The sequence below is a fragment of the Paenisporosarcina sp. TG-14 genome (assembly GCF_000297555.1).
GTDB lineage: Bacteria > Bacillota > Bacilli > Bacillales_A > Planococcaceae > Paenisporosarcina > Paenisporosarcina antarctica.
The window spans coordinates 22,020-42,566 of record NZ_AMGD01000019.1 but is presented as its reverse complement, the minus strand read 5'-3'; the positions used below and the strand labels follow the sequence as shown (position 1 = coordinate 42,566).

20 protein-coding genes and 1 riboswitch are annotated in these 20,547 nt (G+C 36.8%); of the genes, 11 read left to right on the top strand and 9 right to left on the bottom strand.

Annotation, left to right across the window (positions count from 1 at the left end):
- Positions 1-47: 47 nt before the first annotated feature.
- The 7 genes from C406_RS0106655 to C406_RS0106625 all read left to right on the top strand — a co-directional run bounded on the left by C406_RS0106655 (position 48) and on the right by C406_RS0106625 (position 6,785).
- A complete protein-coding gene (locus C406_RS0106655) occupies positions 48-821 on the top strand; it encodes a general stress protein (RefSeq protein WP_017379827.1) in 774 nt (257 codons plus the stop codon).
- Positions 822-1,149: 328 nt separating this feature from the next.
- The gene (locus C406_RS0106650) at positions 1,150-1,356 is read left to right on the top strand and encodes an alpha/beta-type small acid-soluble spore protein (RefSeq protein ID WP_017379826.1); all 207 of its coding nucleotides are present in this window, start codon (positions 1,150-1,152) and stop codon (positions 1,354-1,356) included.
- A gap of 142 nt (positions 1,357-1,498) precedes the next feature.
- Positions 1,499-1,939, top strand: a complete 441-nt coding sequence (locus C406_RS0106645) for a VanZ family protein (RefSeq protein ID WP_017379825.1) — start codon at positions 1,499-1,501, stop codon at positions 1,937-1,939.
- Between the two features lie 201 nt (positions 1,940-2,140).
- The gene (locus C406_RS20155; RefSeq protein WP_017379824.1) at positions 2,141-2,296 is read left to right on the top strand and encodes an aspartyl-phosphate phosphatase Spo0E family protein; all 156 of its coding nucleotides are present in this window, start codon (positions 2,141-2,143) and stop codon (positions 2,294-2,296) included.
- Between the two features lie 508 nt (positions 2,297-2,804).
- Entirely contained in the window at positions 2,805-3,716 is a 912-nt protein-coding gene (locus C406_RS0106635; protein ID WP_017379823.1) for an ROK family protein, read from the top strand.
- A gap of 18 nt (positions 3,717-3,734) precedes the next feature.
- Positions 3,735-4,820 (top strand): ABC transporter ATP-binding protein, encoded by a 1,086-nt coding sequence (locus C406_RS0106630; RefSeq protein WP_017379822.1) that lies wholly within the window; start codon positions 3,735-3,737, stop codon positions 4,818-4,820.
- 297 nt (positions 4,821-5,117) lie between these two features.
- Positions 5,118-6,785 (top strand): glycoside hydrolase family 13 protein, encoded by a 1,668-nt coding sequence (locus C406_RS0106625; protein ID WP_017379821.1) that lies wholly within the window; start codon positions 5,118-5,120, stop codon positions 6,783-6,785.
- Between the two features lie 166 nt (positions 6,786-6,951).
- Here the strand turns inward: C406_RS0106625 and C406_RS0106620 are convergent, their stop codons facing one another.
- Positions 6,952-8,235, bottom strand: a complete 1,284-nt coding sequence (locus tag C406_RS0106620; protein ID WP_017379820.1) for a glucose-6-phosphate isomerase — start codon at positions 8,233-8,235, stop codon at positions 6,952-6,954.
- Between the two features lie 170 nt (positions 8,236-8,405).
- On the opposite strand from C406_RS0106620, the gene C406_RS20980 reads away from it, so the two are divergent.
- Together C406_RS20980 and C406_RS21240 are read left to right on the top strand one after the other, a co-directional pair.
- Positions 8,406-8,576 carry a C40 family peptidase gene (locus C406_RS20980; protein ID WP_017379819.1) on the top strand — a complete coding sequence of 57 codons (171 nt, stop codon included), beginning with the start codon at positions 8,406-8,408 and terminating at the stop codon, positions 8,574-8,576.
- Positions 8,577-8,741: 165 nt separating this feature from the next.
- A complete protein-coding gene (locus C406_RS21240; RefSeq protein ID WP_272942997.1) occupies positions 8,742-8,864 on the top strand; it encodes a hypothetical protein in 123 nt (40 codons plus the stop codon).
- Between the two features lie 101 nt (positions 8,865-8,965).
- Here the strand turns inward: C406_RS21240 and C406_RS0106610 are convergent, their stop codons facing one another.
- The 8 genes from C406_RS0106610 to C406_RS0106575 form a co-directional block, all read right to left on the bottom strand.
- Positions 8,966-9,184, bottom strand: a complete 219-nt coding sequence (locus C406_RS0106610) for a hypothetical protein (protein WP_017379818.1) — start codon at positions 9,182-9,184, stop codon at positions 8,966-8,968.
- 347 nt (positions 9,185-9,531) lie between these two features.
- Positions 9,532-10,194 (bottom strand): HAD family hydrolase, encoded by a 663-nt coding sequence (locus tag C406_RS0106605; RefSeq protein WP_017379817.1) that lies wholly within the window; start codon positions 10,192-10,194, stop codon positions 9,532-9,534.
- A gap of 234 nt (positions 10,195-10,428) precedes the next feature.
- Positions 10,429-11,382 (bottom strand): ATP-grasp domain-containing protein, encoded by a 954-nt coding sequence (locus C406_RS0106600; protein ID WP_017379816.1) that lies wholly within the window; start codon positions 11,380-11,382, stop codon positions 10,429-10,431.
- Between the two features lie 445 nt (positions 11,383-11,827).
- Positions 11,828-13,450: a thiamine pyrophosphate-binding protein gene (locus tag C406_RS0106595; protein ID WP_017379815.1), complete on the bottom strand. Its 1,623-nt coding sequence runs from the start codon at positions 13,448-13,450 to the stop codon at positions 11,828-11,830.
- Positions 13,447-15,711: an EAL domain-containing protein gene (locus tag C406_RS0106590; RefSeq protein ID WP_017379814.1), complete on the bottom strand. Its 2,265-nt coding sequence runs from the start codon at positions 15,709-15,711 to the stop codon at positions 13,447-13,449. Before C406_RS0106590 ends, C406_RS0106595 begins: the two co-directional genes overlap by 4 nt.
- Positions 15,712-16,174: 463 nt before the next feature.
- Positions 16,175-17,023 (bottom strand): MetQ/NlpA family ABC transporter substrate-binding protein, encoded by an 849-nt coding sequence (locus C406_RS0106585; RefSeq protein WP_017379813.1) that lies wholly within the window; start codon positions 17,021-17,023, stop codon positions 16,175-16,177.
- Positions 17,024-17,042: 19 nt separating this feature from the next.
- Positions 17,043-17,693 carry a methionine ABC transporter permease gene (locus tag C406_RS0106580; RefSeq protein ID WP_026045631.1) on the bottom strand — a complete coding sequence of 217 codons (651 nt, stop codon included), beginning with the start codon at positions 17,691-17,693 and terminating at the stop codon, positions 17,043-17,045.
- 13 nt (positions 17,694-17,706) lie between these two features.
- Positions 17,707-18,735 carry a methionine ABC transporter ATP-binding protein gene (locus tag C406_RS0106575; RefSeq protein WP_017379811.1) on the bottom strand — a complete coding sequence of 343 codons (1,029 nt, stop codon included), beginning with the start codon at positions 18,733-18,735 and terminating at the stop codon, positions 17,707-17,709.
- Between the two features lie 152 nt (positions 18,736-18,887).
- Positions 18,888-19,003: riboswitch (SAM riboswitch) on the bottom strand.
- Positions 19,004-19,347: 344 nt separating this feature from the next.
- Between C406_RS0106575 and C406_RS0106570 the strand changes: the two genes are divergently transcribed.
- Together C406_RS0106570 and C406_RS19355 are read left to right on the top strand one after the other, a co-directional pair.
- The gene (locus tag C406_RS0106570) at positions 19,348-19,731 is read left to right on the top strand and encodes a MerR family transcriptional regulator (RefSeq protein WP_017379810.1); all 384 of its coding nucleotides are present in this window, start codon (positions 19,348-19,350) and stop codon (positions 19,729-19,731) included.
- Positions 19,728-20,459 (top strand): acyl-CoA dehydrogenase family protein, encoded by a 732-nt coding sequence (locus C406_RS19355; protein WP_017379809.1) that lies wholly within the window; start codon positions 19,728-19,730, stop codon positions 20,457-20,459. Before C406_RS0106570 ends, C406_RS19355 begins: the two co-directional genes overlap by 4 nt.
- Positions 20,460-20,547: the final 88 nt, after the last annotated feature.

The window sequence follows — 20,547 nt, the reverse complement described above, 5'->3', positions numbered from 1 at the left end:
GGTATAAATGGATTAAGGATTAATTGAAGGAAAAAGGGGGATTCAAGATGAGCAAGCGAGTTGTTGGAGTTTATAATAGTAAAGAAGCAGCGATGTTAGAGATTGGTAAGTTAAAAAAATTAGGGCATGATGAGAACACAATTTTTATTTTAGCAAAGGATCCTGCGAGCGTTTCAGCGATTGTAAGAGATACTGGCGTTCAATTAGAAGAGGTTCCTGAGAATGGTGAACTGGAGCCGAAAAGCACTGGATTATTTGGTCGAGTTTTCTATGCGTTAGATTTTGATACGAAACATTCAGGAGTGGCAGCTGCATTAAAGTCGGCTGGAATAATGGAAGATGAAGTTGGAATTTATGTGCGGAAGATAGAACAAGGAGATTTAGTGGTCCTTGCTACTGCAGATGTACCACGTCAACCTTATACCGATGATACTGATACTGCTGATTTTTCAAACGAAGAACAATCCATGCAGTATTATGAAAATAATGAATACATCCCAACTCAAGTGACGATGCAAGATCAAACATTAAATGAACATACGGAGAAATTACTTGATGATGTGTTAAATACATCACTAGAGCATATTCAACCTGAAGAAGTGCAAATTTATGATGAAGAGAATGAAAAAGAACAAGGGAAGAGTATAAGCGTAACGAAAGATGAAATATATGTAGAACACATTTATTTTGACAGTTCTACCCCTCCAATTGAGTCCGATGATGAAGAGTTAATCCGTGTACCAATTATTGAGGAACGAGTAAAAGTGATTAATGAAAAAGTCGTAACCGGGGAAATAGTTGTTCGAAAAAGAAGAATTTAACTGTAGTTTTAAAATAAAATGTTAGAGAAAACCTTCTGTTAATACAGAAGGTTTTTTTCTTTACAGAAAATCGTAATGATTACAACATATTCTTTTGTGTTTATCTATAATTCGAGTTTTATGCTCAATTTATTTGTGCAGAAGGCGTGACAGCAGTTAACGAGGCTTTGGTTGATGACATTCTCTTCCTGCTCTTTTTATGGTCAGGACCTTATTTTGATATGAAACAATTATGATTCAATTTAATTGACTCTAAAACCAATAATTTAGTTTCGTGCATGAATCTTTAAAAATCGGACATTCTATATGCAACAAGGAGGTGAGCGAAATGACTAACAACAATTCAAGTAATAAAATATCTGTACCCGGTGCCAAACAAGCTTTAGATCAAATGAAGTATGAAATTGCACAAGAATTTGGTGTGCAATTAGGCGAAAACTCAACATCGCGTGCTAACGGTTCCGTTGGCGGAGAAATTACGAAGCGATTAGTAGCGCAAGCCCAACAACAATTAAAAGGTAATCAAAACTCATAAAACAAAAGCCGGCAGTGAAAACTGTCGGTTTTTTATTTGTTTTAGGGAACAGCACTTAGAGATTTAATTGGTCCACTTTATAGTTCCCCAAAAGAAACATTTTAATGGGGAATGTGGCAATTAAAGAAAGGAGATTATTTAATTGTTTTTAGCGCCATATTTACTTATCATTTGGGCTATATTCATTTTAATGGCAGGCTGTACTTCAGACGCTCATGCCTTTTTATATGAACAATTAGTAAGCTTTAATATGAACTTAACACCGAACTATAGTGACTTGCTAATTACAAGTGACATTCATTTTTCAAATGAGTTTTACGTAATTCAAAAAACAGGTCATATTGTTGCATTTGGATTGCTTTATTTTTTAGTGCTAACCACGATTAAACGATTTGGAATTTCAATCATACTATGTAGTGTTTATGCAGTCTTTACGGAAGTTCTTCAACTGCATTTTAATCGAAACGGCAGACTTTTTGATGTTGGTGTAGATGTATTTGGAATTCTATTAGCGTATTTTTTATATAGAATTTTTATTGTTACTTCAAATAAGGTGTATGAAACAAGTATAGAGAATATATGAAAAACGAATATATAATTATAAAAAAGTTGTTTAATAAATACAACTTTAAGAAAATAAATTCAACATGAATGTGACGAATTTATGAACTTATGTCTTTTTTCGCAATGTGACAAATTACTACAACAAGAATCATATATGATGTATCTTGTATCTCGATATTGAGTAAAGACTTATTAATATAGTATGGAGGATAAAGAGCTAATGAAAAATATGCACCAAGATATCTTGTTAACTCAAATTAAGTTGAAAAAGAGAATTATGTATATGAGAGCCAATCTTTTTGGTCGAACACATTCCAGTGTTGTAACATGCAGTCAAGAACTCGATACTTTGCTTAATAAATACCAAGGAATATAAGTGAATAATTAGTGGAATAACAGATTTTCGTTAAACCCAATATATAACAACTTAATAAGTTAAAAAGAGAATCTAAAGCAGAGGCTTTTTAAGATTCTTTTTTTATGTAATGAGAACTGAAAATAACGAGAGAGTACCCAGAGACTAAATTTGTCACTGAGGTGTTTTTTCTCTGTCTTTGAGAAATTGAAATGATTAATTTTGATATTTAAAAAAATTGATAGAATGGACATGTCGACCGTTTATATGTAATTAATTTCGTTCTAGTTCTGACACCATTGTAGAGTCTAATTATGTGTGGAATCATGTTAAGATACGCTCCTCAATGCAGTGGTCGAGCAAAAATCAAAGGTTTGAAAATACTATGTAGCTTATGGAATTTACTTATTAATTGATTAAAAGTAAATTTTTCGAAAAATCAAATATAGACGAATCTCTAAAATCATGTATGATAAAAGGATAACTTCATTGTATTAATAGAATTTAGCAAAATGGAGGTTAAGCGTTAATGAAAGTTTTAGGAATTGACATTGGAGGAACGAAAATTCGAATGGGTATTGTCGATTCGAATGGACAAGTAGTGGAAGATCATAAAATTCCTACAGAATCTCCTCTTTATCCGTATTTAGAAAATAAGATTATTCAGTTTTTAAAAGAGCATACGCATGTCCAGGCAATTGGAATTGGCACAAGAGGAATGGTTGATGCAGAAAATGGCGTCATTACGTTTGAAAGTGGAACATTACCTGGTTGGCAGGGAACAGAAGTAAAGGCACTTTTAGAAAAAGCGACAGGACTTTACGTTGAAGTAAACAATGATGCTAACTGTGCAGGACTTGCAGAAGCTCGTTTGGGGTCAGCGAGAGGTTATCGTCGTACCGTATGTTTAACGATTGGTACGGGACTTGGTGGCGGATTTGTTATAGATGGAAAAATAATGAATGGAACACATGGCGGTGCAGGTGAAGTTGGACACATGATTTTGTATCCAGGTGGTCATATATGTAGTTGTGGTCGTCCGGGATGTAGTGAACAATATGTTTCTGGAACTGCTCTAAGAAGATCTATTGCTGAGATGAACATAGTTGATGAGAATAATAAGTTAATTACACCAAACCGAATGTTCGAACTTGCACTTGAAGGTCATAGCGATGCATTAGCAATTACCAAAAAATTCACGAATGACTTGGCAATTGTCATTAGTTCAATCCAGGCTGTACTAGATATGGATTGTGTAATTATTGGTGGTGGTGTTTCAGAGTCAGCAGAAAGCTGGTGGTCGTTCTTATTGACTGCACTGGAACCGTTATTATTAAAACCGTTAGAAGTGAAAAAAGCGAAGTTTGGCAATGAAGCAGGAATGTTAGGTGCAGCTTTACTTGTGCTAACTGATGAAAAAGATGGCGTATTCAAAAAATAAGTAAAGGTTGTGGATAAAATGGCAAATCTAGTATTAGAAAATATATCAAAAGTTTATGATAAGAATGTCTTAGCAGTCTCAAATTTCAATTTAGAAGTTGAAGACAAAGAATTTATTGTTTTTGTTGGCCCTTCAGGATGTGGGAAGTCTACTACATTACGCATGATTGCAGGTCTTGAAGATATTTCTTCCGGAGATTTTTATATTGATGGTAAGAGAATGAACGATGTGGCACCAAAAGAACGAGATATTGCAATGGTTTTCCAAAACTATGCATTATATCCGCATATGACTGTATATGAAAATATGGCGTTTGGATTAAAATTGCGTAAATTTCCGAAAGAAGAAATTAAAGAACGCGTACAAAACGCTGCAGAAATATTAGGTTTAGAAGCTTACTTGGATCGTAAACCGAAAGCATTATCAGGCGGTCAGCGTCAACGTGTAGCGCTTGGAAGAGCTATCGTTCGAGATGCAAAACTATTTTTAATGGATGAACCTTTATCAAATCTTGATTCCAAGTTACGTGTACAAATGCGTGCTGAAATTGCAAAACTACATCAACGCCTTAACACAACAACGATTTATGTTACTCATGATCAAACTGAGGCAATGACAATGGCTACTCGAATTGTCATTATGAAAGACGGACTAGTCCTACAAATTGGTACACCCAAAGAAGTATATGATAAACCTGATAACGTTTTTGTAGGTGGCTTCATAGGTTCACCTTCTATGAATTTCTTCAAAGGAAAATTGGTTTATGGTATGTTCGTAATTGGGAATACTTCACTAAAAGTTCCGGAATCACATCTAGCTTATTTAAAAGATCAAGGATATGATGGAAAAGAATTAATTTTAGGTATTCGACCTGAACATATTAGCAATGAAGCTTCAGATGGGCACCAGACTTTAAACTTGAAAGTAGATGTATCTGAACTTACGGGTGCTGAATTAATGGTGTATTCTAGCATCGAAGGTCAAGATTTTGTTGCTCGTTTAGACTCTAGTAACCCCGTTCAACCAGGGAATGAAATTGATCTATCGTTTAATTTAGAAAGAGGACATTTCTTTGACCGAGATAGCGAACTACGAATTAAGTAATTGATTACGAATGTTGGTTAAATCGTTTACTTTTGTGATACGAGAAGGCTCATGTTGAAAACGTTTAATATAAGTGCTAAGAGGGCTTAATATTAACGTTTTCATCATGTATAATATATTTATTGTGTTTTTGTGCAAACGTTTCCACAACCGAGATGATTAGGTAATCTAATTCAGATTTTGGGAAAGAAATTAATTAACCCGTCACATTTAATAGAACGACAATTACGTCAAGAAAATGTAAATGGACACGTAATTTGTGTTTGTTTAACTTTTACAAATGAAAGAGGTCGAGCCATGAAAAGAAACTGGTGGAAAGAGGCAATTGTCTACCAAGTGTATCCCCGTAGCTTTATGGATTCTAATGGAGACGGCATTGGTGATTTACAAGGAGTCATTTCAAAATTAGATTATTTAAAAGAATTAGGGATTGATGTCATATGGATTTGCCCGATGTACAAATCGCCAAATGATGACAATGGCTATGACATTAGTGATTATCAAGATATTATGGATGAGTTTGGCACGATGGCAGATTTCACGCAATTACTACAAGAAGTACATGTCCGTGGAATGAAGCTTATTATTGATTTGGTTATTAACCATACAAGTGACGAGCATCAGTGGTTCATCGAATCAAAATCATCAAAGAACAATCCGAAACGTGATTGGTACATTTGGCGTGATGGCAAAAATGGCAAAGAACCAAACAACTGGGAAAGTATTTTTAGTGGACCTGCGTGGCAATATGATGAGTTAACCGAACAATACTATTTGCACATTTTTTCGCAAAAACAACCAGATTTAAACTGGGAAAATACGGATGTGCGGACCGCGCTTTATGACATGATTAATTGGTGGCTAGATCAAGGTATTGATGGTTTCCGAGTCGATGCAATTAGTCATATTAAAAAAGATGAAAACTTTTCAGATATGCCCAATGAACAAGGATTACCTACCGTACTGGCATGGGATAAATTTATGAATGTCAACGGAATTCACCCTTTCTTGCAAGAGTTAAAGAAAGAAACATTTGCTAAATATGACATTATGACCGTAGGTGAGGCTAATGGAGTAGGGGTAGATGAAATTGATTTGTGGGTCGGTGAAGAGCATGGTTCATTTAATATGGTCTTCCAATTTGAACATCTCGGTTTGTGGGATGCAGAAAAGAAAACATCTCTCGATATTGTCGCGTTAAAAGAAGTATTATCTCGTTGGCAAAAAGGGCTTGAGAACAAGGGATGGAATGCATTATTTATTGAAAATCATGACAAAGCTCGCTCCGTATCGACATGGGGAAATGATAAAGACTATTGGTATGAGAGTGCTACGGCAATGGCTTCCATGTATTTCTTCATGCAAGGTACACCGTTCATTTACCAAGGACAAGAAATTGGTATGACCAATGTCAAATTTTCATCGATTGAAGATTACAATGATATTGCTACTAAGAATTTGTATGATGCAAAGCGCAGTGAAGGCGTCTCGCACGAAGACATAATGGGTATTATTTGGGCTTCAAGTCGAGATAACGCACGCACACCAATGCAGTGGTCGTCTGAAAAAAATGCTGGATTCTCTAGTGAATTACCTTGGATAGGCGTCAATCCAAACTTTGCAGAGATTAATGTAGAAGATCAGTTAAGGGATGATCATTCGATTTATCATTTTTATAAAAAAATGATCCAATTGAAAAAATCTCATGACGTCTTTACGTATGGTACGTATGATTTATTGCTTCCTTACCATCCAGAAATTTATGCGTATTCACGCACATTAGGTGACGATCAAGTCATCGTGTTGTCGAATTTATCTACAAAAAAGGTAGAGGTTTCACATGTTTCAGATATGCCTTTTGAGTATTCTAGATTGCTACTAGCAAATCTAGAAATTGTAAGTCATGATGCTAAGACGCATTTAGAACTTGCCCCATATGAAACAAGAATTTATCAAATGAAGTAATCTTATAGCAGAACCCTCCGAATCGCAATGTGATAGGAGGGTTCTGCTATTTCTAATAGAGGAAACTATTTGGTACTTCTATTGAGATGTACGTAAAAAGCGACTATCACGTAGTGTGCAGTCGCTTTTTAAACTTCAGTTAAAAGTGTTGCTTAAAATGTTGGTATTAAACAAATCCTGGCTTTTGTAGGATTTTAAAGATGTTTGTTTTGTAATCTTCTACACCTGGTTGGTCAAAGGGATTGATTTCCAATAGATAGGCACTATACGCACATGAAACCATATAGAAATACAACAAGAAGCCAATATTTTCTTCATTAAGTTCTTTAATGGTAAGCCCTATTTGTGGAACTTCACCAGATAAATGAGCACTTGAAGTCGCTTCATAACAAGCTAAGTTAAATTCATTTAACGTTAAACCACTTAAATAATTCAATTCATCTCCGTTATTTTCTGCAGTGAATACAGAGAGGTCAGTGGCTGTTTCTTCTATAATAAGGAACGATTCAAACAAGATGCGTTGTCCATCTTGAATGTATTGTCCAAGAGAATGTAAATCTGTAGAAAATGAAACGGATGCTGGGAATATACCTTTTTGTTCTTTTCCTTCACTTTCTCCAAATAATTGCTTCCACCATTCTTGCAAATACGCTAATTTCGGTTCAAATGTAGCTAAAATTTCAATTGAGTAGTTTTGATTATATAAATGATTACGAATTACAGCATATTGAATAGCTGCGTTTGAGTTCATGTCAAATTGTTGGAATGTTTTTTCTGCAGTAGATGCACCCTTAACTAAGTCTCGAATGGAATGGCCAGCAACAGCTATTGGCAGCAAGCCGACAGCTGTTAATACAGAATAGCGTCCACCGATGTCAGCTGGAACTTCAAATCGTTGATATCCTTTTTCTTTTGACAAACTTAGTAATGAACCTTTTTCAGCATCTGTTGTGACGATGATTCGCGATACTGCATCTTCACCATAGCGATCTTCCATATATTTTTGTAGGAACCTAAACGCAAGAGCGGGCTCTGTTGTTGTGCCAGATTTTGAAATCACATTTACTGTTACTTCTTTATCATTCAGATATTTCATGAGTTTGGCTAAATACTCTCCACTAACATGATGTCCTGCGTATATCACTTCTATTTCTGGTTTTGTATGAAAATGTGGAGTCAATGCTTCAATGACAGCCTTTGAACCTAAATAAGAGCCACCAATGCCGATGACAACAAGTACATCTGAATTTTGACGAATACGGTCTGCCGTTTGTTGGATCTCTTGAAGGAACGTCTCGTTCATACGACTTGCCCAATCATGCCATCCTAAATAGTCTGAGCCAACACCCGTTTTATTCTGCATATTGTTATGAATCACGTTTAGTTTTGCTTCAATTTCTGGGGATATTAATTGTTGATAATCGCCAGAGTAAGTTACTTTAATTGTCATGGAATTCTCCTTTAGTTTTAGTTTTTAATTCCTCTCTCTATTTTAACAGTTAAAAGGGGAGAGAGGTATCTAGACTATTAGTTAAGTTATTTTCTTGTATTCTTTGGTGGATTTCTAAAGGCGATAGAGTATCTCTAAATTCCAGATGCCATATAAAAGTTGGTGTTAAATTGCCAAGAACAACTGGTGGTATGTATGCAACTGGAAAGTCAGTTGCGAAGAAAAATCTTAAAGTTAGTGACGTAGTATTTTTCAATACCTCAGGTAAAGGCGTTTCTCATGCCGGAATTTATATTGGTAATGGGAAATTCGCACATTCTTCATCTAGTAAAGGCGTTTAGTAGCGAAAATTAACGATCCGTACTATTGGTGTTCAAAATATATGGGTGCAAAACGTGTTGCTAAAGTAACTCAGGTTGCAGTTAAAAAATAGAAGAACATTTCAGAAACACCTTATCGCAGATATGTGATAAGGTGATTTTTGGATTTCATTTAAATCAATAGAGATGCTTGAAATTGTCACGATATTTTTACAGTTTGGAAGAACGATCGTATTGTTTGATTTCATTATTTGTATTGTCATCGAAAGATATCGAAATGGGTATGGTAGATTAAAGAGTGGAACGTGATAAATCGACTGAATCATATATAATCTAACCGAGAAAGATTGTGGATACTTTTACTTCTATAATAGATTAATAAAAGGTACAGAAAAAAGAAGCGCTAGTATTTAACGCTTCTTTTTGTTTGGTTCAACTGGTTTTGAATCTATTTTATGAACATCATTTCTGAGTAAAAAGAATGCAACGATACCTGATACAATAGACCCGCCAGCTGCGATTATTATTCGTGTATCAAAGGGGACTTGAGAGTGATATTTATTTAAGATCCACATTGCAAGTATGGCGACGATTAACATGATGGGAATGATAAAGCTAAAGCGTTTCATAATAAGTACTTCCTTTTTTCTTTTATTTTACCATAAGTCCGTATCGTTCTCGCATTTCTTTATGGCTAACTCCGAAACCCAGCTCTCAGGCTACATTTCAGACTCCAAAAATGGTTTAGAGGATAAATGAGCTGCTCCACTTTTCAGGCTACCTAGCTTTAATGGCCAGCCCACACCTAAGCTTCTTCCAGCGCCGGTGACGGTCTACCAGGCCCTTTCCGCTTTAAGGTTTGTCTAGCTCGAAGCCCAGTTCTCACCTAAGCTTCAGAAACTCATTCGAAAACGAGTTTTCGATTCGCTTCTTCCAGCGCCGGTGATGTGCTAACAGGCTCTTTCGGCTTTAAGTGCTACCAGAGGATTTCCCATTTTCTTTTTTCAGCGACTGCTCTTAGGCGTGATTCGGGACGGACTGCTACTGGGTTTCCGACGAGCTCAAGTACAGTTATATCTGAAATACTGTCTCCATATGCTGAACTGTTTTTCCAGTCGATATCTAGTCCTTGTAATGCTTTTTCAATCATTTCATTTTTGCGTTCACCTTGAATATGGTAAAGGGCTTTGTTGGTGTCTATTTTGCCATTACTCATTGGTATTTCTGTCCCAATTACGTTATGAATGGCGAAGTCGCGCGTTACTTCGTTAAGCATAGGCGTGAATGCACCGGATACGAGTAGGACATGATCTCCTTCAATCAGATGCTTTTGTAAGCGATCGACGACTGATAGATTAAGTTCGTTGCGCATTTCTTTTGACATGTCTTCAAAATATGTTTCTATTTCTTGTTGATGCAAACCTTTTAAGGCATCTAAATAGAGTTGCATCGATTTGGCTTTCATTTTGTTTTCAGGGTATATTTTCATTTTATATGCAAGATAAGGTTTCATGAGTGCTCGATAAAAAGGTTGATATTTAGATGAATGGATAGGGTGTTGCTTTAGATAATTCATCATCAGTTTATAGGTTTCTTGTGGATACAGTGTTCCGTCAAAGTCAAAAATAGCTACGCGCATTAGTAATCACTCCTGTTCTGATGTTTTTAGTTTATCACGAATTGATGAGTAGTAACCTAGGTATGCCTATGGGAAGCTACAAAAATACGTGAAACTCTGTAACGGCACAACTGTGACGTATCTGACAGGAGATGTAAATTCATATTGAGTGAATTCAACAGCAAAAGAGCGACCGTTTTTTAAACGGCCGCTGCATTTTGTTAAAGGGGTATATGTTTTTGTCAATTAACCAAATTAGGCTTTGGTGTAGTTGTTTTCGAGTTCTGCTTTTAAGGCTATCGCTAGTTGCAACATGCCATATTTACCGGCTATTTTTTCGGCATCGGCATTGTAGTTAGTGTTGGTGTTAACGTCGTACGTGTAGATTTCACCGTTTGAGTCACGAATGAATTCGATACCGGCTACTTTAATTTGGTTTTGTTTAAGGAATTGCTCATACTTTTCAATGATGGCTTCATTAAAGTTTTCGATGATTTGAAATTTCGGTTGTTCTAAATTTGATTCCGTTTCACCAACTGGACAGAACATGTCGTCAATTTGGCAAGCATCTGCAGGGCATAGTTCAAAGCCTTCTGAAGTGTCGACTTTTACTGCGTATTGGAATTTTCCATTAATGAATTCACAACGTGTAATGTAGGGTTGTGGTGCTTGGATATACTGTTGAATCAAAGTGATTCCATCGACAGGTTCTTCAAAAGTTGAACCTTCAATATATGTTCTTAAGCTTTCAATTGTGTGAAAGAGTTGAACTCCAAGACCTTTGCCAGCACGGTTGTGTTTGGTAATAAAGGAGGTTTCTCCTAATTCTTGCGCAGCTTTAATAATTTGTTCTTTGCCGACAGCAGCAATGGTTTTCGGAGTCTTGATTCCAGCAGCCTCTAGAGCGGTGTACTGAAGAACTTTGCTCAGTTCGAGTCTTAGAGCATTGCTACCGTTAAAAATAGTACGGTCATGATGCTCAAGCCACGCTAATACGGCGGAAGTGAGTTCGGGTGCGTAGCGATGATTTCGCGTATGGGAAGAGGCACTCATGCGATTATAGAAAATTCCTTCAGGTGGAGCCTCAGTAAGATTGACGATACCTTGATCGAGATGCCATTCTTCATAAGGAACCTTTAGTTCTTCAAGTCTTCTTGTTAAATGGACGGTCCATTCACTGTTTTCATGAAGTATATAAACTTTAGTCATATGATTGTCCTCCTATTTATCTTTAATTAATCCTATAGGATAACTAGACTATTGGTCAACTATAGAGATTGTGAACTTCGTGGCAGTTGGCTTGCCAACTGCCACGAAATTAGAGGGAAAGGGAATGTCTTCATTACGCTTGTGGATATCTAGAATTCAAGGTGATTTATTTCGTATTTAATCAGTTGTGTATATCTAGAAATTCATTAGTGTTTATCTGAAATTCGCGTCCTATATCAACTGTTCGCGTAAAGTAGGGGAGAGAGGGGAAGGTGGGTGTTACGCACAATTAATGCAAGATGATTACCTGCCTGATAGAAAGGAAGCGATGTGAAAGATTCACATCGCTAGCTAGTCTCTGTAATTCTTTAGGTTATGTGCATGTGCTTTGCGTGCTAGGAGATTATGAAACCCTAGTCAATCTATCTATAATCCTGTATGTGTATTAGCCACGTTTTAAAGTGGGTGGAATTTCTTCAGGATCCACCATTATTTCAATTACAGTTGGTCCATTGTAGGTCTTTGCAAAGACAAGTGCTTCTTCGATTTGTTGTGCTGTAAAGCAACGGAATGCTGCTGCACCAAGTGATTCTCCAAATAGACTCAAGTTTGCAGGAGCTTCATAAACTGTACCCACTGAGCGTCCCAAGTTGTAGCGCATTCCTTTATCAACCATGTCGAGACGACCATTGTTGAAGACGATAAATGGAATTTGTAAGTCATGACATACGGCAGCAGAAATTTCTGCACCATGCATCATCATACAACCGTCCCCTGTTAAGCAGGCAATGTCTTGCTGAGGGTTTGCAAATTTTGCCCCAATTGCGTATCCAATTGCATGCCCCATTGTACCAAAAATATCGTCCGAAAAAAATGTGCCTGGTTGTTGAATATCGAAATGTTGGATTGCGTAAAAAGTATGACTGCCATCGTCTCCAAACAGAATTGTCTCTGCTGGTAAGTGTTTGGTCATTAAGTTAACTGCAGTAACGGCTGACAGTTTTTCATCAGTTGAAGGTAGAACGTTTATTATTTCTTTCTCTACGAATATAGTTGCTGCTGCGATTTCAAGTAAAGCTGGGTCAAGAATCGCTTGTATATTAACTTTTGCGTCTCCAATGACCGACAATGTTGGAACTGGTATTGATTTACCTACAAACGTAGATTCAATGTCAAATTGAATGACTTGTTTTGGATACATAGCTTTTGTAAATCCAGGTAAAGTCATGTCGGTAAGTTTAGTGCCGATGACAATTAATAAATCGACATCACCATTCATATAGTCACTTGCGGCTTGCGTTCCACCTAAACCAAATGGTCCTAGGTAACCGGGATGATCACTGCAAATCGTGCCTTTTCCACCAGGTGTCGTGATGACTGGCAGATTATATTGAAGCGATAGATTCTTTACTTCTTCATATGCCCGTGAAATATGTACACCTTTTCCAAGGAAAAGGAGAGGTTTTTTTGCTTGTTCAAGTAAGAATTTCACTTCATTCATGTAAGGTGATACGTGTTGTTGTAGGTTCGGTAAAGACAGTGTGAATGGTTCGATTTCTTGCATAAGTACATCTGCAGGGATAGATAAATGAACGGGTCCTTTACGTCCGGTTAATGCATGTTCAAGTGCGTGTTGGAAGTACATCTGAAATTGGTCACCACGCTCGACTCTCGCACTAAATAGGGTAACGGGTTCGAACATTTTGACCAGATCTGTTCCAAAGATACTGGAATCTTGACCCATTGCGCGCCCCGATTCTTTGACAGATGGATGACCTGTAATGAAAAGGACGGGCAAGTGAAAGGCCTTTGCTTGTCCAGCCGCTGTCAGCAAGTTTGTGCCGCCAGGTCCTGATGTGCCGATTGCAACCCCGAGTGAATGGTTTTGTCGTGAATAACCACCTGCCATAAAGCCAGCACCAGATTCGTGTCTGCTTAATACGAACTCAAGGTCGCTCTTTTCCATCGCAAGGAGAAGTGGAACGACGGCTTTACCAGGGATTCCGAATGCGTGGGTAACTTGAAATGATTTTAAATGTTGGACCAGAAGTGAAGCGACTGTTTTCATAGTTGAATGACACCTCTAGAAGAATTTAGTATATATTTTCTTTCAATATCGATTGCAGGTAAAGGTTTACTGAAATAGAACCCTTGTATTTCATCACAATTTAAGTTGCGCAGATAGAGAAGCTGTTCCTCATTTTCTACGCCCTCTGCAATGACTTTTAAATTGAGGGCGTGAGCAATTGAAATGATTGTGCCTACAATTTTCGCATCTTTTGGTCCATTAATCATGTCATGAATAAAGCTGCGGTCAATTTTCAAGCGGTGAATATGGAAATTCTTTAAATAGTTTAGTGAACTGAAACCTTTACCAAAGTCATCAATGGCAATTTGTATTCCGAGTTCACTTAATTCTTCTAAAATAGAGGTAGAGCGAATAACATCCATTGTCATGGATTCGGTGATTTCAAGTTCCAAGCAATTTGGTGTAAGTCCAGTATCGAGCAATACTTGTTTTACTTTATCAACGAGACGTTGTTTTAAAAATTCTTGTGGAGATAAATTGATGGAAATTTTAAGTGATGTCAACCCTTGGTCATGCCAAGTTTTCATTTGCCTACAACCTTGATAAAGGACCCATTCGCCTAAATTGACCATTAAACCCATTTCTTCAGCAATAGGAATGAAATCAGCTGGTGGAATAAGCCCAAGTTGGGGATGATTCCACCGTAGTAAAGCCTCCATTCCAACAATTTGATTGGTTTGTAAATCGATTTGTGGTTGATAATGAAGCACAAGGTCATCGTTTTTAATAGCTAATTCGAGCTCCGTTTCAAGAGTCAGCTTTTTCATCGACTCTTCATTCATGCCTGAATCGTAGAAACAATAGCCATTTTTACCTCGTTCTTTTGCGCGATACATGGCATTATCAGCATGTGAGAAAAGAGTAGTAACATCTGAACCGTCATTCGGGTAAATGGCGATGCCGATACTCGTGCTTATATGAAATTCAAGACTTTGAATGACAAAAGGTTTACGAACAATTTCAATAATGTCATCAGCTATATTTTTTAGGTCATCGAATGTTTGGCTCGCAGTTAAGACAATTGTAAATTCATCACCTCCCATACGAAATAGCTTGCCTTTATTGAGTAAATAATCATTTAATCGTTGTGCAATTTCCACAAGTAACGTATCACCTTTTGAGTGACCAAGTGTATCGTTTATTAACTTAAAGCGATCGAGGTCTAGCAAGAAAACTGCCAGCATATTTTCATGTGATTGAGATGATTCGAGAATGCTATTTACATACATTTGGAAATAGCGTCTGTTGGGAAGGCCGGTTAGTTCATCATGATGCGCGTGATGTTTCATAAGAAGTTGGTTTTCATAGCGTTCTGTGATGTCACGGAAGCTACCTACTGTACCAATAAAATGTTTATTCTCACTGTAAATCGGTCTACCATCGAACAAACAAATGGTTTCTTTTGAGGAATCTATATTATTGAATATAACTTCTAAATCAGAGAATCTATCTTTTGTTTTAATAATTTTTTGTATCCAATCACCAACAATTGCTAAATCTTGCGCAGGTTGATTGAGAACGTTTTTTCGTTTTAAGCCAGTCAATTTTTCAGCATATGGATTAAACTCCATTATGCGTCCATCTTGATCTGTTAAAATCATAGCAGTTTGCGCTGATTCAGTTAACACTTGGTTTAATACATTCAAGTCTTTATTTTGTTCTCGCAGTTGGATTTCACGTTCAATACTATTACCAACAATAGAAAGTAATGAAAGTAGCAATGGATCTTGGAAGTTTAAAGCAGTCATGATTGAAACTGTCCCAAATGTTCCATCGGTACGATGATTTTTAAATGGTACGGAATAACAAGCGGATTGACTAAGAAAATCATGATAATGTTGAGGGCCAATTACTTCAACTGGTTTGTTATGGTCGAGTGCTAGACTAATACAGTTTGTTCCATTGTAACTCTCTGTAAATTGCACGCCGGTTCTAAACCCAAACTGTTTAATGACATCTTTAATCGTACTGTCACCTTCAATATACGTAACAATGCCTTGATTATCGGTCACCACGATTAGAAGGGGGGTGCCTTTCACCATATTTAAAAATTCAGGAATAAAAAATTCAACCACTTTTAATGTTTCAAGAGTTTCTCGTTGAATATGTTGCAGTTGCTCTTGGCTAATTTGAATAGATTCTGGAACAATTGTTGGATCTAATCCTAATGATCTACATCTTTGGTTTGATTCTTCAATGAGTCTTAAATTTTCTTGGTATGAGTCAATGTTAGTTGGCATCTGAATCACCTCTCTATACTTATTTTTCGTGTAATTCCGAGTACATTAGACAATTAACTTCAAGATTCACCAATTTCTATAAAAATATCTACTATTATTATAGTCCAAAAGGAGGGAATTCACCTGTCTTATACTGGATAAATACATATTGTTTCAAGAAAAACTTTTAATTTAAGTAATTATTATTAATTAATGTCATATAATTTCCGTTTTCGTTGCACACAGACGAAGGTGTTTGGGAAAGATTAAGTGACTTCTTTATTTTTATCGTGAGAGAATGCTCAGTTGGAAAATTTGTGGTCCAAGTTGGAATAGAGAAATATTGGAATTTGTAACGAAGGATGTCGACAACAGAAAACGATTTTGGAGGTAACCAAAATCCAAGTATGGTTTTAAAGTATGTAAAAAGGCAACCGAAGTGGTAACTTCGGTTGCCTTTTTACTATAGATATGCTTGTTTTGATTATTTCCAAGAGTCTTTGTAGTTTAATAGTTCTTCTAATGAGACGAATGTTGGGATTGAGCTACCTTTGTACTTTTCAATGATGAATTCTTCTACTTCTTTTGAATGGTAGATTTCCACGAGTTTTTGTAGTTCTGGACGGTCAGAGTCACCAGTTTTTACTGCAATAATATTGATGTATGGTTTAGCAGTTGCGCTTTCGTGAAAGAGCGCTTCTTTTAATTCTAAGTCGGCTTCTATTGCAAAGTTGTTGTTTATGATTGAAGCATCGACGTCGTCAAGGAAACGTGGTGTGTTGCCAGCAGCGACTGCTTCGATTTTTAAATTTTTCGGGTTGTCTTTAATTTTGTCCATTGCGCCAATTCCTACGAAGTCATCTGTTAATGTGATTAAACCAGCTTCTTGCATAAGGAGTAAAGCACGACCGAAGTTTGTTCCTTCGTTTGGTAAAGCAATTGTTGCGCCGTCTGGAAGATCTTCAAGTGTTTTGTGCTTTTTTGAATGAATGGCCATTGGTGCTATTACTGTTGAACCAATTGCTTCTAAATCTAAACTTTGAGCTGTTTTAAATTCGTCAAAGTAAGAGATAGTTTGGAATGCATTTGCGTCGAGTTCGCCTTCATCTAATGCGATGTTTGGTTGAACGTAATCGTTAAATGTAACAAGTTCAATATCCAAACCTTGGTCTTTTGAAATATCTACGATGTAATCCCATGTACGTGTGTCGCCGCCACTTACGCCGACTTTTACTTTAGTTAAGCCTTCTTCAGCGTTAGCTTCTTCTTTATTGCCACAAGCTGCAAGTAATCCTAGTGTTAAAACTAATAGTATCAATATAAATTTTTTCATTTTTTCCTACCTCCAATAGTTATCTTCTTCTTATTTTTTTTGAAACCATGTTTCCACCTGATTGTAGTAATTGAACGATGATGACGAGTGCCGCAACAGTGACAAACATGGTCATGGTGTCAAAGCGCTGGTATCCATAGGTCAATGCTAAGTCACCAACACCACCAGCTCCAACGGCTCCGGCCATTGCAGATGCTCCAACTAAGCCAATGGTTGCAGTAGTAAAGGTTAGGATTAGTGAGCTCAATCCTTCTGGTATTAAAAATTTAAAGATGATTTGAGGAACTGTTGCACCCATAGACTGAGCGGCTTCAATAATTCCTTTATCGACTTCAAGTAGTGAATTTTCGACGAGTCGAGCAATGTACGGTGCTGCATAAAAGACGAGTGGTACGATTGCTGCGGTCGTCCCAATGGCTGATCCAACAATAAATCTAGTTAGTGGAATAATTGCGACGAGTAGAATGATGAATGGGACGGAACGCAAAATGTTGATAATAGGATTTAAGATATTGAAAATCCATTTGTTTTCTAAGATATGTCCTTTTCGTGTGATGACGAGCAATATACCTAGTGGCAAACCGATAAGTGCTGAGAAAAGAAGTGATATCGCGACCATGTAAAGTGTGTCGCCAAAAGCAACCAGTAGTTGCTCTGCTGTAATTTCCATTCCCCATAATGTGTTACTCATGTAGGTTCACCTCCTGAACGATAAACCCTTCGTCTCTGATGTATATTAATGCTTCTTGAATCTCGTTTTGATCACCGGTAACTTCAATAATTAAGTTACCAAATGGCGTTTCTTGAATTTCCGAAATATTTGCTGAGAGAACACTTAAGTGCACATCGTATTTCTTCGCAACTGTCGATAACAATGGTTTACTCGAGGTGCTGCCAACAAAGTTTATTTTCCAAATAATCGGATGCTTGTTGGAACTGAGCGCATCGCTGCGAACGCTTTGTGGAATCTCATCATGAATCACCGTACGAACGAAATTTTTAGCAATTTCAGTTTTAGGTGATGCGAAGATATCAAATACCGAACCTTGCTCAACCACGAGGCCACCTTCCATTACGGCCACTTTGTTACAAATTTCTCGTATCACTGACATTTCATGAGTAATGAGAAGGATTGTGATGTTGTATTGTTTGTTAACTTTTTTAAGAAGTTGCAATACAGCACTTGTTGTTTGTGGATCGAGTGCTGAAGTTGCTTCATCACATAGTAAAATGGATGGGTTTGTAGCAAGTGCTCGGGCGATACCGATCCGCTGTTTTTGACCTCCCGATAATTGTTCAGGGTAGTTTTTTGCTTTATCATCTAAACCAACAAATTCGAGTAGTTCTTCTACACGTGTTTTAATTTCTGGTTTAGATGTACCCGATAACTCGAGAGGGATAGCAACGTTGTCAAATACAGTTTTGGAATTGAGAAGGTTAAAATGTTGAAAAATCATACCGATTTTTTTCTTCTCTGCTCGTAGTTGCTTTGGTTTAAGTTGCGTTAGTGGTTGCCCGTTAACGAGAACTTGACCAGTTGATGGTCGCTCGAGTAGGTTAACTAGTCGAATGAGTGTGCTTTTTCCGGCACCACTGTAGCCAACAACTCCAAAAATGTCTCCCTTTTCAACAGTTAGGTCAATGCCTTTTAACGCTTCAACCGTTTGCTTTTTAGTTTGAAATGATTTTGTTACTTGTTGAAATTCAATCACATGTGTCGCCCCTTTCTTGGTGAAATTCGTTAACTTTGAGTAGGGAGGGAGAAGGCAATAAAAAATGCCCCTTCTGTCGTTAGACAGAAGGGGCATACGAATGCGAAATAAAATGCGGACACAAATCCACAGGAAATTAGCTCGAATACTCCTTCTTATCTATCGAACAAATAATTGTTCGCTGGAATTAGCACAGTATTTTCACGTAAAGTAAAAACCCGCTGCTGAGGTATCATAGGGCCAGGCCCTCCACATCTCTTGATAAGAATTAACGCATATTTAATTATGTTGTTTACTATAACTTCATTGTATTAGCTTGTCAACTGGATGATTAGTAATCGGTATAGATAGATTTCATTAGAGGTAAGACCATATAAAACTAAAAAGAAAGTCCGATTTTCAATAGAGAAATACTGGAAGTTGAACTGTGTCATCTGAACATAATTGCTAAAAGTAAGTATAGAGAGTAAAAGGTCTGCCGTATTTAACAACGGCCGTCTTTCTTCTATATAAAGGGCAGAACATTCTTCTATTCTTCAAATATAAGCTTGTAATTAACGTTAACGTAAATGATAAAATAATTTAAAACATGCGAGTAAAGGAGGAGTTAGTGTGAAGAGTATTGCCGATGTGGCGAGAGAGTTTGGGGTAACTACTAGAACGATTCGTTATTATGAGGAGCTTGGCTTGTTAAACCCTAAGCGGACAGAAAGCAATATTCGTGTCTTTAAACCATCTGATTGTGCAAAGTTAAAGTTAATTGTTCGTGGCAAGCAATATGGATTTAATTTGGAGGAAATCAAAGAAATGGTATTGTTATTTGATCAAGATCGAACGGGTGTAAGACAGCTAGAGCGAACTATTGAATACGGAAATAAACGGTTAGCTGAAATTGCTGTTAAGATTCACGATTTACAAGAGATGAAGTCAGAAATAGAGTTGCTGCATCATCAATTTTCGGAAAAACTATTAAACATAAAGGGGAATAGACAATGAACTTATCTAATGAGGCTTCCGATTATGCACATCAACGAGATGCATTCGGTCATAAACTTATAGCTTTTCCAATGGTGCAAGATACGTTAGGAAAATTAACTGCAAAAATGGAAGTTGAACTTGCGACTGTCTTTGATTTAATTACGTTATATGACCGTGTGGTTGCCAAAGAAGCATGTGAAGAAGAACTAATATTGAATCGATTATTTATTGCAATCATGAAAAAAGAATCAGCTGAACAAGCGATATATTTTTCCCATGAAGCTATTGAAATGCATGGAGGAAATGGTTACATCGAAGATTTTGTGACCCCACGATTGCTAAGAGATGCACAAGTGTTAACCGTGTGGGAAGGTACTGCAAACATATTAGGTTTAGAGTTTGTAAGATTAGTAAGAAAATTTAATGCACATACATTATTTATATCATCAATGAAATTACGACTCGAAAAAGTATCAAAGAGTACTTTAAAACCAATAGTTGTAAAAGTATTGGATGAATTACAAATTGACCTAAATATATTTACTTCTTTAGAAGAAGACATGCAAAAGTTTGAAGCTAAAGCAATGGCTCAGCGGATGGCTGTCGTTTATGAAAGTGTTATAGCGCTTGAAATGGCTGAGGTAACTGGAGAACATATGGCTCTTTTAGCTGATATTTACTTGGAAACGTCCTGGGGTTTGCGAAAACTCGGGGATCCCATGAAAACTTGTCAATTATTTAAGTAAATATATTAGAAGATTCACTTTAAATTCTAAAAGTAAAATATTCGGTATATAGTAGACTACAATAATATCAAATTAATGGAAGTAAAGA